Below are 13,479 nucleotides of genomic sequence, written 5' to 3'. Positions count from 1 at the left end.
CCTCCGATGAGCAGAAAAATAAAATTTGTACCGGATTGCTGCAGGTCCAAATATGTTGGGGGCCTCACAAGGCATTTGAGGACCGGGAAAGGACTGATGTGCGAGTTAAAACAGGGGGGAGCCGGTCATTTCTTGCGGTTGGGGAAGATCCATTAATTTGAGGAGGGTGGGAGCAACGTCCGCAAGAATGCCGTCGTGCATATGTTGGGCTTTCGGCTCATTTATTATGAGCGCGGGCACGGGTGCAGAAGTGTGCGCAGTATGGGGGTTCCCATTTTCATCAATCATACGATCTGCATTCCCGTGATCGGCGATGATGACTATTTTGTAATCGTGGTCAGTGGCGGTATCAACAACTTTCTTGAGCTGGCTGTCAATGGTCTCAACCGCACGTATCGCCGCCTGCATATCACCGGTATGTCCGACCATGTCGGGGTTGGCAAAATTTAGGATCCCCAGGTGAAATTTTTCCGTCTTCAGCTCTTTGCAGAGAGTATCCGCAACTTCGGGGGCACTCATTTCGGGTTGAAGATCATAGGTCGCCACTTTCGGGCTTGGAATAAGGATGCGCTCCTCACCCTCGAAAGGTTCCTCCTCTCCGCCGTTGAAGAAATAGGTGACGTGAGGATATTTTTCCGTCTCGGCAATCCGGAGCTGGTTCAGGTGGTGACGGCTGACGACCTCGCCCAGGGTATTCTGGAGTCGGAGCGGGGGATAGGCAACTTCAACGTCAAAGGTTTCATCATAAGCCGTAAAAGTGGCATAATGAAGGTTCAGGTTGTCCTCAACCTCGAACTCGCTGAAGCCCGGTTCGATAAGAGCCCGGGTAATTTGCCGTGCCCGGTCGCCCCGTATGTTATAGAAGATGACGACATCGCCCTTTTGGATACGTGAATCCGGTGACTGATTGATAAGTTTGGGTTTGACGAACTCATCAGTCACCTCATCCTCGTAGGAGGCCTGCAGGGCTTCCTCCGGCGTATCAAAAGATGCTCCCTTTCCATGAACCAGCAGGTCATACGCCAGTTTCGTGCGCTCCCACCGGTTATCGCGATCCATGGCATAGTAGCGGCCCACAATAGAAGCGATGGTACCGGTCCCAATTTCGGCAGCCTGCTGCTCAAACTCTTTCACATAATTCAAGCCGCCATGCGGATCGGTGTCGCGCCCATCGGTGAAAGCATGCACATAGGTATTCGGAATACCCTTTTTCCGGGCCATTCGAAGCAGGGCAAAGAGATGGTTGTTATGGCTGTGCACCCCTCCATCGGAAAACAGACCCATTAAATGGATGCGCCCGTTTTCTCTGGCTTTTTCGGCAGCTGCGCAGAGTACGTCGTTTGCAAAGAAAGATCCATCCTCAATGGCGGTGTTGAGGCGGGTGAGCTCCTGGGGAACGATGCGTCCCGCCCCAATATTGAGGTGGCCGACTTCGGAATTGCCAAATTGTCCCTCGGGCAATCCTACTTTTTCTCCACTGGCCGTAAGCCTGGAGTTGGGATAATCGCGGAACAAGCCATCAAGGTAGGGCGTTTCTGCCTGGTCGACGGCACTGACGGCCGGATCTTCTGCAATACCATAGCCGTCGAGAATAACCAGAAGAGCTTTCGATGATGAGTCAGCCAAGATAAGGGGAGCCTATAATTACAGGTTGTTCAGGTGTTTCGCCAGTTTTGATTTTCTTCGGGCCGCAAAATTCTCGTGGATCAGCCCTTTGGCTGCCAGTTTGTCCAGATAGGCAGTAGCTTCTCTTACGGCTTCCTCTGCTCGCTCTTTGTCGGTTGTTTCAAGCGCCTTTTTGACCAGCGTTTTCATTTTTGATCGCTGTGGCTGGTTGTGTTGACGACGTTTTTCGCTTTGTCGAACGCGTTTTATCGCAGATTTATGTTGTGGCATAGATTTTTAAGAGTTTCTTATCAGTTCTTCAAATTAATTCGTATCATCTTCTTCGCCATTTCAGAAAGAGCCCAAAGTTAAAATTTCTGGAATCATTAAACAAGAAATCATTGAAAAATTAACAAAAGAAGGGTAATTTAGGAGACTTTCCATTATGATCACAGTGATCGATGGACCGGCCGGCTCGGGTAAAAGTTCGACAGCGCGGGCTGTGGCTGATAAATTGGATATTGAATATCTCGATTCCGGCGCTCTCTATCGAACAGTGACGCTGCTATATTTGCAGGCAGGCCGGGATAAGACAGTGTTCTTTCAGTTGTTAGACCAGGCGAAGATCAGCTTTCGCTACTGCGACAGACAGTTTCATGTCGCAGTGGATGATGCCGCGGTAACCGACCGCATCCGTACGCCGGAGGTAGCCGAACATGTGAGCGAAGTGGCTGCCCTGCCCAGGGTTCGAACATTTGTGAATCACCTGATGCGCGAAGCGGTAAAAGACGGAATCTATATAGCCGAGGGGCGAGATCTTGGAACGGCGGTCTTCCCGGATGCTGATCTGAAGTTTTTTATGTCGGCAGATATTGAGGAGCGGGCCCGCCGGCGTTATAATGAGCGGAAACCCGACAACCCGGCCTTGTCGTTGGAAGAGGTGAGGCGCAATATCCAGCAGCGTGATCTCAAGGATGCGAACCGGGAGGCTGATCCGCTGAAGCGAGCGGAGGATGCCATCGAAATTAATACTACAAATTTGAGCTTTGAACAACAGGTCGATCAAATTTGTTTGTATATTAGTGACCTGATCAAACGATAAACTACAATACTAACTCTAATCCCACTCTGAATGATTCAGAGTGTGGTAATTTTAACTAATACAAGTAATGACAGACGAACTAAAACAAGAACAAAACCAGGAAAATACCGAAGAGCAGGCCGCCGTCGCGGAAGAAACCGTCGAAGAAACGACGGTTGATGTAGCCGAGGCTGAAGAAGAGGCACCGGCCAAACAGGAGCCTGTAAAAGAAACGGTTCCCTCATTCTCCGGAGACATTGATGAAGCTGAAACCTACACCTATGACCAGCTGCAGGCCGCTTCAGAGGACTATACTGATGAAGAGTTTCATCAGCTTGCAGACATGTATGAGAATACGCTCAATGAGATAGAAGAGAAAGAGATTGTAACCGGGCGTGTGGTTTCCGTTGATGAAGATTATGTAATTGTTGACATCGGATTCAAGTCGGAGGGAATTGTACAGACCAATGAATTCCCTGACGAGCTTGTTGAGAACCTTGCACCCGGGGACGAAGTGGATGTATTCCTGGACAAGGTTGAAGACCAGGAGGGCCAGCTCATCCTTTCCCGCCGCAAGGCCGATATTCTGCATGCCTGGGAGACCATTGAGCGTGCTTCCGAAACCGGCGAAATTATTGAAGGATACATCAAGCGGCGTATCAAGGGAGGTATGGTTGCCGATATCATGGGAATTGACGCTTTCCTGCCGGGCTCGCAAATTGATGTGCGACCGGTGCGCGACTTCGATGCCTATGTAGGAAAGACCATGGAATTCCAGGTAGTCAAACTCAACATGCACGCTGAAAATGTGGTTGTATCACACCGTGCGCTTATTGAGTCTGACCTTGAAGAACAGCGGGAAGAAATTCTTTCCACGATTGAGGAAGGACAGGTCCTCGAAGGTATTGTCAAAAATATTACCGACTTCGGTGTATTTATCGATCTTGGAGGCGTCGACGGCCTGCTGCACATTACGGACCTCTCCTGGGGCCGGGTGGAGCATCCCAGTGAGATCGTCTCGTTGGATCAGCGCCTGAATGTTGCAGTCATTGATTTTGATGACGAGACCAAGCGGGTATCGCTCGGACTCAAGCAGCTGCAGCCGCATCCATGGGATGAAATTGATCTCAAGTATCCTGAGAATATCAAGGTTCAGGGACGTGTGGTCTCCATCGCCGACTACGGTGCCTTTATTGAACTTGAGAAAGGTGTGGAAGGTCTTATCCACATCAGTGAGATGTCCTGGACCCAGCACATCAAGCATCCCTCACAGCTTGTTAAAAAGGATGACATCATCGACTGTGTGGTACTGAATGTGAACGAGCCGGAAAAGAAAATTTCACTCGGTGTCAAGCAGCTTGAGAAAGATCCCTGGGAGGAGATTGACAAGCGTTATCCCGTTGGATCCAAGCACAAGGGAACCGTTCGAAACCTTACCAACTTTGGTGTCTTTGTCGAGCTCGAGCCCGGTATTGATGGACTTATTCATATTTCCGACCTGAGCTGGACGGAGAAAGTCAATCATCCGAACGAGATCATCGACAAGGATGAAGAGATTGAAGTGGTTATTTTAGCGATTGACTTTGAAAATCGCCGAATTACCCTTGGACACAAGCAGATTGAAGAAAATCCCTGGGAAGAGTTCGCAGAGGAGTATGGCGGCACGAACAAGGTAGAAGGTGAAGTCGTCAATACTACGGACAAGGGCGTGTTTGTTTCACTGCCCCATGGGCTTCAGGGCTTTATCCCGGCCAGCAAAACCGAGGCGGGAAGCGATCCGGCCGAGCATTTTGCCAAGGGAGACGAGGTCGAAGCGTTTGTGATTGAGCTTGATGAGACCAACAAGAACATCACGCTCAGTCAGCGCGAACAGGATGTCAAGAAAGCATCCTCGACCGAGAAGAAAAGCCGTTCCAAGCAGTCAACTCCGCAGACCGGCACTCCAACTCTTGGAGAAATGTCGGGCCTTGCTGACCTGAAAGAGCAGATGGCTGCCCGCGAAAAGGCCGAAGCTGCTGAAAGATTGCAGTCGGAGGCAGATAAAGCAGAGGAAGAGGAGGATGATGATAATGATGAGCAGGAATAATTTCTGAACTCATAATCTTCCTGTTAAATTTAAAGGCTCAGTGCTTTGCGGCACTGAGCCTTTTTTTATACCAGTTGGTTGTAACAGGCACAGGAAAGGGGGTATGTGTATGAGGCTACAGCATTCGGCGCTGCCTGTTACGGTTCAGGGGGGCGATCAGGGAACCTGAATACTTGCCATCACTTTTGAGATGAGGTCCTCGGAGGTAACCTCTTCGGCTTCGGCTTCAAAGGTGGGAATGATGCGGTGTCGGAGCACATCCATGGCAATAGTGCGGACATCCTCGGGGGTCACATAGGCGCGATGCTGCATGAAGGCATGAGCCCGGGCCGCCAGGTTAAGGTTGATGGATGCGCGAGGCGAAGCGCCAAAATTAATCAGTCCCGAAAGTTCATCGAGATTGTATTTTTCAGGATTCCGGGTCGCAAAAACCAAGTCAATGATATACTGCTCGACTTTCTCATCAATATAGATCTGATCCACGACCTTGCGGGCCTCCAGCACCTTTTCGGTCGTAATCACGGGCTTCAGCTCTTCTTTTTTTCCTGTCTTGGCCATGCGCCGCATAATCTCAAGCTCTTCACTCTCGGAGGGGTAGTCAATATGAATCTTCATCATGAAGCGGTCAACCTGGGCCTCGGGCAGGGGATAAGTCCCTTCCTGCTCTACGGGGTTTTGGGTGGCCAGTACCAGGAAGGGCTCGTCCAGCGGATAGGTCGTCTCTCCGATGGTCACCTGGAGTTCCTGCATAGCCTCAAGAAGAGCACTTTGGACTTTGGCCGGAGAACGATTGATCTCATCTGCTAAGATTATATTGGCAAAAATAGGTCCCTTCTTAACCGTAAATTCCGCTTCTTTCTGGTTATAGATGAGTGTACCGATAAGGTCGGCCGGCAGAAGGTCCGGGGTAAACTGAAGGCGCTGGAATTCGGTATTGATAACTTTGGCGAGAGAGGAGACAGTCAGGGTCTTGGCCAGTCCGGGCACGCCCTCCAGCAGCACGTGTCCATCGGCCAGCAAGCCTACCAGCAGGCGGTCAATCATATATCGCTGTCCTACAATAACCTTGTCTAGCTCAGAATAAATATCTTCAATAAAGGCACTGGTTTTTTCAATTTTTTCTCCCAATGCTTGCATATCTACAGACGTCGTGGTATTGGACATGAGAAATTTAATGGTTGATTTAGAATTTGATTGTGTTATAGCTATTTTCCGGCGCAGAAAATATAAACGGTCTAAGTTAAGAAATGGAAATCATAGATTCTTTTTTATTAGGATTAATTCAGGGATTGACTGAGTTTCTGCCCATCAGCAGTTCGGGACACCTGGTACTGGGAAAAGAGCTGCTGGGTGGAGATTTTGAGAAAAATATTACGTTTGAGGTCATTGTACACTTTGGAACCCTCTGTAGCATCCTTGTTTATTATAAAAAGGAAATTGCCGCTATTCTTTCATCACTCTGGAAACTGGTTCGGAATCCCTCAGAGATAAGACAACGATACAAAAGCGATAATAATATTAAGCTTTCATGGTTTATTCTGATAAGTATGATCCCTGCCGCTGTGGTGGGATTTACCATGGAGGAGATGATAGAGAATACCATTTTGCGGCCGTTCCCGGTTTCCATCATGCTGCTGGTTACCGGCGCCATTTTATATAGTACCCGTTTTCGCAGAGACCACCCGAATGATCTGGGTACGGGCAGTGCTCTCGGGATAGGGCTGGCCCAGGCCTTCGCCATCCTTCCCGGGATCAGCCGATCCGGATCTACTATTTCGCTGGGGTTGTATCTGGGTATCAAGAGGGAAGAGGTGGCAAACTTCTCTTTTTTGATGGTTATTCCGGTTATCGCGGGGGCTATGCTGGTTAAAACTTTTGAGATGGCCGAATCGGGCGTTCCCTTCGATACCCTTTTTGGACTCCTTGTCGGATTTATTACCTCTTTTGTATCCGGCTATTTTGCCTTGAAATACTTAATTATTCTGCTTCGCAGCAAGGGAATTCATCCTTTTGCCTGGTACTGCTGGATACTGGGTGCCGTTGGCCTTGTATATTTTTGGTAGATACACCATGGGCGAAGGTTGAACAGAATTTCACCCAAATTTGAGTTGATGCCGTTTTTAAATTTATCTACCTTTGAAGCCACTGAAACAAATTGGATGACATGATTACTTTTTCCTTTATCTTTTTAGCTGTGTTGGCTGTTGCCTCCGCACTGGCGATGGTGATTAACAAAAATGCCGTCAACAGCGCGCTTTTTCTGGTATTGAACATGATAGCGCTTTCGGGAGTATATCTGCTGCTTAAGGCACAGTTTCTGGCGATTATCCAGGTCCTGGTGTATGCCGGGGCCATCATGGTCTTGTTTCTGTTTGTTGTTATGCTGCTCAACCTTGAGAATGAAGAGCAGTTGTTTAGCAAATTCCGTATCAAATATTTTGTGGCTTTCCTGTTGGGAGTGGGCGTCTTTTCCCAGCTTATCTACAGTATTGGAAGCTTGACCGATACCCTGCCGGTTGTGGCTGAACAGATGACCCAGGCCGGGACGGTCGAGGCTATCGGGGATGTCCTTTACACAAAGTATTCACTGCCTTTTCATATAATTGCTATGCTTCTGACCGCTGCCGTGAATGGAGCCCTGATGGTAGCACAGCATAAAACTAAGCCCGTCACTGACGAAAATGATTAGTATAGATTGGTATTTAGCTCTTAGTGCAATTTTATTCTGCATCGGAATTGTGGGGGTACTCATCCGCAAGAATGCAATTGTCATTTTTATGTGTGTGGAGCTCATGCTCAATGCCGTAAACCTGTCACTCATCTCATTCAGCAGCCACTATGGTAATGTTGATGGGCAAATACTGGTTTTCTTTGCGCTTGCGGTTGCGGCGGCCGAAGCGGTCGTGGGGCTGGCTATCATCATTGCCATTTTCAGAAACAACCTCTCTGTCGATATCAGCCGGGTAAACCTTCTGCGCTGGTAGGGATTACCGGGGAGTGAATCCACCCGCTGAACAGGGGAGTGGTGGCAAATAAGCAAGATATTGCGGTGGGATAAACAGCCGTTTGGGCAGATGTTTTTGGGAGGTTCAGTACCTAATTTAGAAAGCAACTAAATAGGTGAAATTTCCGAATAATTGCAAATCCTGTCCTTTACCTTCACTCACTTTTTTGTATCTTTGCCATCTGATAATTTCCCCTTGGGAAAAATCGGGGTATTGGCTACTTTTGGGCCAGAAATTTTGTAAGGATACAATACTGAAAAATCTTTTAAATGGATTCTGCTACTACGCTTACAAGTCTGATTATCATCCTCCCGTTGGTGGGTTTTCTCATCAATGGACTAATGGGGCTAAGCTCTGATTCTTTCCGAGAACGCAAGGGGATGATCGGTGCTATTGCAAACCTTTCCGTCTTTATACCTTTTGTCATTGCGGTTTATTTCTTTTTGAATATGGGGCAGGAGACAGCGCCCGTCATTGCGGAACTCTTTACCTGGATTGATGTCGGGACACTCAGCGTGGATATCGCATATCAGATTGATCAGCTTTCGATTGTGATGACGCTGGTAGTGACCGGTGTTGGGTTTTTGATACACTTGTATTCCATAGGGTACATGTGGCACGATGATGGCTACTGGAAGTTTTTTGCCTACCTGAACCTTTTTATCTTCGCCATGCTGAATCTGGTGCTGGCAGACAACCTCCTGCTGTTATTTTTGGGATGGGAGGGAGTGGGGCTTTGCTCCTACTTGCTGATCGGTTTTTGGTATACCGACATGGCCAAATCGGATGCCGCTAAAAAGGCCTTTCTCTACAACCGGGTGGGAGACTTCGCTTTTCTCGTCGCCATGTTTATGACTTTCCAGTTCGTGGGAAGCCTCCAGTTTGATGTCATTCTGTCTAACCTGGATGCCATACCTTCGGATGCGAAGTTCTGGATTGGTCTTCTGATGTTTATCGGGGCTACCGGCAAGAGTGCCCAGATCCCTCTTTTTGTGTGGCTGCCCGATGCCATGGCGGGACCTACTTCTGTTTCGGCACTGATACATGCAGCAACGATGGTTACTTCCGGAATATACCTGATTTCCCGGCTTTCCCCGATGTTTGTCATGTCCCCGGAGGTTATGGTGATCATTGCCGCGATCGGTGCGCTGACTGCTATTGTAGCGGCGACCATAGCGCTTACGCAAAACGATATCAAGGGCGTGCTTGCCTATTCCACGGTATCACAGCTGGGTTATATGTTTTTAGCTCTCGGATCGGGCGCCTTTACCGCGGCGATATTTCACGTTGTGACTCATGCCTTCTTTAAGGCTTGTTTGTTTCTTGGTTCTGGTTCTGTTATTCATGCGATGGAGCATGTGGAACATGGCCTTCATGAGGAGGGCAAGGAAGTACATTTTGATCCGCAGGATATGCGTTTCATGGGCGGATTGAAAGAGTATATGCCATCTACCTACAAGACATTCCTGATTGCTACGGTTGCTATTGCCGGTATTCCGCCACTGGCCGGATTCTTCTCGAAGGATGAAATTTTGGCCTTTACCTTCAATGCAGGTTTCACCGAGTTTGCCGGCCCCCTGTATTTTCTTCTGTGGGGAGTAGGAATAATTACTGCTTTTCTGACGGCTTTCTACATGTTTCGTCTCACTTTCGGCACCTTCAATGGTTCCTTCAAGCTTCCGGAGAAGATCGAAGAGGCTGCCGGGGCTGAAAAGCATCTGCACGAGAGCCCCAGCACGATGACTATTCCACTGTGGGCCCTCGGCGGTCTTTCTGTAGTGGGCGGCTTTATCGGTATTCCCAATTTCCTGGTATCTACCTTCACCCATGAAGAGGCGCATATTAACCTGTTGCACAACTGGCTGCATACGGTAACGGCTGATTACGAGCTTGGACTGTCTCACTCCCTGGAGTGGGCGCTGCTTGTGATCTCTGTTCTTGTAGCCGTTGCCGGGCTGTATGTGGCTTATCGCCTGTACGGCAGCGGGGCTACGGAGGAGTCGGATGCCCGTCTGGCTGGTCGCTATGGTGTATTCTATGAGACCTGGAAAGAGAAGTATAGCCTGGACGAATTTTATGAAGGTCTTGTTGTTCATCCGCTGGTTCGATTTTCGGACAAAGGGCTGGCCAAGTTTGATATGAAATTTGTCGATGGTATTGTAAATGCGGTAGGAGGCATCATCCGACTGTTTGGCAGTGTATTCCGCTATGCCCAGACAGGGGTTGCCAGCAGTTATGCCCTCGCCCTCGTTGTAGGAGTTCTTATCGTTTTAAGTTTGTTGATCCTGTAAATTAATTGTAAGATGCAGTTACTTCTAAATATTTGTATTTATCTTCCTCTCGCAGGCATTGCCGGAATCTTGGTTGCCCGAAACGACAAGGCCACCAAATGGATCAGTCTGGTAACCACAGCATTGACCTTCCTTCTGTCGTTGCTGCTTATCTTTAATTTTGATATCTCTGCATCGGGAACGGCACAATTTCTCACGGAGGGGGCGCCGATCATTGAGGGTATGGATATTAAGTACCTGGTGGGCCTGGATGGATTAAGCCTTCTGCTGTTTATGCTCACAACCCTTATGGGGCCCATTGTCATTCTGTCTTCCTGGAATTCGGTCAAAAAACATCTGGCAGGTTACTATGCCATGCTTCTGCTCCTCCAGACGGCCTCCATGGGGGTTTTTGCTTCACTTGATCTTATTGTATTCTACGTATTTTTTGAGCTTTCGCTGATTCCCATGTACTTCCTGATAGGAATTTGGGGCGGGGAGGGGCGTATTCATGCCACGGTCAAGTTTTTCATATATACGCTGGTGGGTTCGCTCATCATGCTGGTTGGTCTTATCTACCTTGGGTACGACGCCGGATCGGTCATGGAAGGGGTCCGTTTCAGTACAGACTGGCGTTTTCTTTCAAGCGGAGCTTATCAAATTGGCCTGGTTGAACAGACCTACTTGTTTGCAGCATTTGCACTGGCCTTCTGTATTAAAGTTCCGCTGTTCCCATTTCACACCTGGCTGCCTTATGCCCATACTGAGGCCCCTACAGCGGGTTCAGTGGTACTGGCGGCTATTATGCTGAAAATGGGAACGTATGGACTGCTGCGCGTTTGCCTTCCAATTTTTCCGAATGCTTTTGCAGAATTTGCCCCTTACATGGGGGCACTAGCTGTCGTGGGTATCATCTACGGCGCCTTGGTGGCCATGGTACAGAAGGATGTTAAAAAACTGGTAGCTTATTCTTCCGTGAGTCACCTGGGCTTTGTTGTTTTGGGGCTCTTTGCAGTAAATACCATCAGTGTTCAGGGAGCATTGTTGCAGATGGTTAATCACGGCTTGTCGACAGGGGCTCTTTTCCTCATTGTCGGCATGATCTACGATCGCCGGCATACACGGATGATTGATGATTTCGGCGGTATTGCCAAGGTGATCCCCGTGTTTGCAGTTATGTTCATGATTGCGACGCTGGCCTCGATCGGGCTGCCCGGACTGAACGGTTTCATCGGAGAGTTCCTTATTCTCAACGGGGCTTTCAATTCTGAAATTATTCCGCAGAATGCCTTCGCCGTATTTGCAGCTCTCGGAGTGATCCTTGCTGCGGTCTATATGCTTTGGATGTATCAGCGGGTGATGTTCGGGCCGCTCAAACACAAGGTCAATGAGAAGCTGCAGGATCTGAATGCCCGGGAAATCGGTATTTTGGTACCACTTGTCATATTAATGTTCTGGATTGGAATTCGCCCGGTTGATTTTACCCAGTACTCCGAAGTGCAGGTGAACGAACTGCTGGAAGCTTCGCAGGAAAAGCGACTGGCGATCGAACAGTCCGCAAAAGCCGAGGAGTTGCCGGAGTGGGCTTCTGCATTGTATGACGTCACCAATGAACTGGCATCTCAAACCAAAAACAGGTAATAGTGTCATGGCTGAGCCACTTTCAACAGATGAAATTGATCAGCAACTGAATGAACTCCCGGGATGGGAATACAAGGATGACAAGCTGACCAAAGAATTTTCATTTGATAATTTTCGGGATGCAATGAGCTTTATAACCCGTCTTTCGTACGAGGCTGAGGAGCAGGTGCATCATCCGGAGATTTTCAATGTTTATAATACGGTAGAAATTTCACTGAGCACGCATGATGCCGGTGGAAAGGTTACTGAGAAAGATATTGCACTTGCAAAAACCATCGAGTCACTGCATAACAACTAATTTGCATGAATTATTTAAACGATCTTAACGCTTTTTTGCCCGGTGTTATCGCAGGCGCTGCCGGACTTATTGCCCTATTGATTGATTCCTACAAAGACGATCATGATGGTATTTACGGTTTAACCATAATATCCCTGGTAGCCAGCCTGAGCTTGTCCATTATCGATATGTTTGGTCCGGTGGGTGAGGCTTGGTCTGGCATGATTACCTATGGAGGGGTCTCTGCATTTGGTAATACCGTCGTGCTTTTTGGGGCGCTCTTCTGTGTATTAATCTCGCGTGAGTATCTTAAGGCGATAGAACATGACGATGGCGAGGTCTATGCCTTGGTGCTTATTGCAACCTCGGGAATGTTGGCGTTGGCCAGTGCCAATAACCTGATTATGATCTTTGTTGGTCTTGAAACCATGTCGATTTGCCTGTATGTACTGGCTGGTCTGATTAAAGAACGGAAAACAGGGGCGGAAGCAGCCCTCAAATACTTCCTGCTGGGGGCATTCTCTACGGGTTTTCTGCTTTATGGAATGGCCTTGCTGTATGGAGCTACCGGAACGCTAAGTATTCCAGAAATTGCCCAGGCTGCCAATACTGATGTTCTATTTGTTGTGGGCGCTGGGCTGCTTCTCATCGGCTTTTTCTTCAAGATTTCTGCTGTTCCCTTTCATATGTGGACGCCCGATGTCTACCAGGGGACTCCTACCACCATTACTGCTTATATGGCTACAGCTTCCAAGTCGGCCTCATTTGTAGCCCTTATACTGATTGTCTCTAAGATGATCCCCGCAGAAACCGCAGACTGGTCAAATGTACTTCAGGTCATTGCAATCTTTACCATGATCGTGGGTAATGTTATTGCTTTGGTACAGGATAATATGAAACGAATGCTGGCCTATTCCAGTATTGCCCATGCCGGTTATCTCCTGGTGGGACTGGCTGCAGCAACACCGGAAGGGTACAGTGCAGTTCTTTTCTATCTGCTGGCCTATTCAATCATGAATATCGGGGCCTTTGGGATTGTTGCTTATTATGAACGGCAACAGGGACTGGATTTTACTGATATCAACAACTATGCGGGGCTAGGATTTAAACGACCCATCATGGGGGTCATGCTCTCGCTATTCCTGTTTTCACTGGCGGGCATCCCGCCGCTGGTCGGTTTCTTCGGGAAATACCTGGTATTTGCCGCTGCTATTAACGCGGGGATGATTGGTCTCGCCGTTGTCGGTGTTCTGGCAAGTGCTGCAAGTGTCTACTATTACCTCCGGCCAATGGTTTACATGTATTTTCGAGAACCTCACAAGGATGTCTCGTTTGTTCAGGCCGGAACGGTATACAAGGCCACGCTCATTGTACTGGCCATTATGACCATTTACTTTGGTGTTGCCTTCGGCGGATTGCATGACCTGCTGTCCTCTTACTATTCGGGTGACTGGGTAGCCAGTAGTTTCATGCCGTAAAAGAGAAGCGGAGATTAGAAGAAGGCGGATTGGCGG

Annotated in this window: 12 protein-coding genes; 9 read left to right on the top strand and 3 right to left on the bottom strand. The window is 48.5% G+C overall.

The window, feature by feature from the left end; all coding sequences use genetic code 11:
- Positions 1-105 precede the first annotated feature (105 nt).
- Positions 106-1,626, bottom strand: coding sequence for a 2,3-bisphosphoglycerate-independent phosphoglycerate mutase (gpmI, locus tag FN808_RS03720; RefSeq protein ID WP_142713208.1), 1,521 nt, complete (start codon positions 1,624-1,626; stop codon positions 106-108).
- An 18-nt stretch (positions 1,627-1,644) separates the two neighbouring features.
- Positions 1,645-1,896 carry a 30S ribosomal protein S20 gene (rpsT, locus tag FN808_RS03715; RefSeq protein WP_142713207.1) on the bottom strand — a complete coding sequence of 84 codons (252 nt, stop codon included), beginning with the start codon at positions 1,894-1,896 and terminating at the stop codon, positions 1,645-1,647.
- A 154-nt stretch (positions 1,897-2,050) separates the two neighbouring features.
- On the opposite strand from rpsT, the gene cmk reads away from it, so the two are divergent.
- Positions 2,051-2,707 (top strand): (d)CMP kinase, encoded by a 657-nt coding sequence (gene cmk, locus FN808_RS03710; protein WP_142713206.1) that lies wholly within the window; start codon positions 2,051-2,053, stop codon positions 2,705-2,707.
- Between the two features lie 67 nt (positions 2,708-2,774).
- Entirely contained in the window at positions 2,775-4,772 is a 1,998-nt protein-coding gene (rpsA, locus tag FN808_RS03705) for a 30S ribosomal protein S1 (RefSeq protein ID WP_142713205.1), read from the top strand.
- A gap of 156 nt (positions 4,773-4,928) precedes the next feature.
- Here rpsA and FN808_RS03700 read toward each other — a convergent pair whose 3' ends face one another.
- Entirely contained in the window at positions 4,929-5,936 is a 1,008-nt protein-coding gene (locus FN808_RS03700; RefSeq protein ID WP_142713204.1) for an AAA family ATPase, read from the bottom strand.
- Between the two features lie 83 nt (positions 5,937-6,019).
- Here FN808_RS03700 and FN808_RS03695 point away from each other — a divergent pair, with 83 nt between their 5' ends.
- The 7 genes from FN808_RS03695 (at position 6,020) to FN808_RS03665 (ending at position 13,443) form a co-directional block, all read left to right on the top strand.
- Complete coding sequence (locus FN808_RS03695) at positions 6,020-6,835, top strand: undecaprenyl-diphosphate phosphatase (RefSeq protein WP_142713203.1); 816 nt, start codon at positions 6,020-6,022, stop codon at positions 6,833-6,835.
- A 101-nt stretch (positions 6,836-6,936) separates the two neighbouring features.
- Positions 6,937-7,461, top strand: coding sequence for an NADH-quinone oxidoreductase subunit J family protein (locus FN808_RS03690; RefSeq protein ID WP_142713202.1), 525 nt, complete (start codon positions 6,937-6,939; stop codon positions 7,459-7,461).
- Positions 7,454-7,756 (top strand): NADH-quinone oxidoreductase subunit NuoK, encoded by a 303-nt coding sequence (nuoK, locus tag FN808_RS03685; RefSeq protein ID WP_142713201.1) that lies wholly within the window; start codon positions 7,454-7,456, stop codon positions 7,754-7,756. The genes FN808_RS03690 and nuoK overlap by 8 nt, the downstream gene beginning before the upstream one ends.
- A gap of 290 nt (positions 7,757-8,046) precedes the next feature.
- Positions 8,047-10,068 (top strand): NADH-quinone oxidoreductase subunit L, encoded by a 2,022-nt coding sequence (nuoL, locus tag FN808_RS03680; protein ID WP_142713200.1) that lies wholly within the window; start codon positions 8,047-8,049, stop codon positions 10,066-10,068.
- 12 nt (positions 10,069-10,080) lie between these two features.
- On the top strand, positions 10,081-11,688 hold the full coding sequence (locus FN808_RS03675; RefSeq protein ID WP_142713199.1) for a complex I subunit 4 family protein: 1,608 nt from the start codon (positions 10,081-10,083) through the stop codon (positions 11,686-11,688).
- A gap of 7 nt (positions 11,689-11,695) precedes the next feature.
- Positions 11,696-11,986 (top strand): 4a-hydroxytetrahydrobiopterin dehydratase, encoded by a 291-nt coding sequence (locus FN808_RS03670; RefSeq protein WP_142713198.1) that lies wholly within the window; start codon positions 11,696-11,698, stop codon positions 11,984-11,986.
- Positions 11,987-11,991: 5 nt separating this feature from the next.
- Positions 11,992-13,443 carry an NADH-quinone oxidoreductase subunit N gene (locus FN808_RS03665; RefSeq protein ID WP_142713197.1) on the top strand — a complete coding sequence of 484 codons (1,452 nt, stop codon included), beginning with the start codon at positions 11,992-11,994 and terminating at the stop codon, positions 13,441-13,443.
- The last annotated feature ends 36 nt before the right edge of the window (positions 13,444-13,479 follow it).

This window comes from Fodinibius sediminis (assembly GCF_900182555.1).
Taxonomy (GTDB): Bacteria; Bacteroidota; Rhodothermia; order Balneolales; family Balneolaceae; genus Fodinibius; species Fodinibius sediminis.
This window is presented reverse-complemented; position numbering and strand designations above follow the sequence as displayed.

Excerpts from the sequence above, each read along its gene's own strand:
- rpsT (WP_142713207.1), bottom strand. The coding sequence starts at position 1,896 with ATGCCACAACATAAATCTGCGATAAAACGCGTTCGACAAAGCGAAAAA.
- cmk (WP_142713206.1), top strand. The coding sequence starts at position 2,051 with ATGATCACAGTGATCGATGGACCGGCCGGCTCGGGTAAAAGTTCGACA.
- rpsA (WP_142713205.1), top strand. The coding sequence starts at position 2,775 with ATGACAGACGAACTAAAACAAGAACAAAACCAGGAAAATACCGAAGAG.
- FN808_RS03700 (WP_142713204.1), bottom strand. The coding sequence starts at position 5,936 with ATGTCCAATACCACGACGTCTGTAGATATGCAAGCATTGGGAGAAAAA.
- FN808_RS03695 (WP_142713203.1), top strand. The coding sequence starts at position 6,020 with ATGGAAATCATAGATTCTTTTTTATTAGGATTAATTCAGGGATTGACT.
- FN808_RS03690 (WP_142713202.1), top strand. The coding sequence starts at position 6,937 with ATGATTACTTTTTCCTTTATCTTTTTAGCTGTGTTGGCTGTTGCCTCC.
- nuoK (WP_142713201.1), top strand. The coding sequence starts at position 7,454 with ATGATTAGTATAGATTGGTATTTAGCTCTTAGTGCAATTTTATTCTGC.
- nuoL (WP_142713200.1), top strand. The coding sequence starts at position 8,047 with ATGGATTCTGCTACTACGCTTACAAGTCTGATTATCATCCTCCCGTTG.
- FN808_RS03675 (WP_142713199.1), top strand. The coding sequence starts at position 10,081 with ATGCAGTTACTTCTAAATATTTGTATTTATCTTCCTCTCGCAGGCATT.
- FN808_RS03670 (WP_142713198.1), top strand. The coding sequence starts at position 11,696 with ATGGCTGAGCCACTTTCAACAGATGAAATTGATCAGCAACTGAATGAA.
- FN808_RS03665 (WP_142713197.1), top strand. The coding sequence starts at position 11,992 with ATGAATTATTTAAACGATCTTAACGCTTTTTTGCCCGGTGTTATCGCA.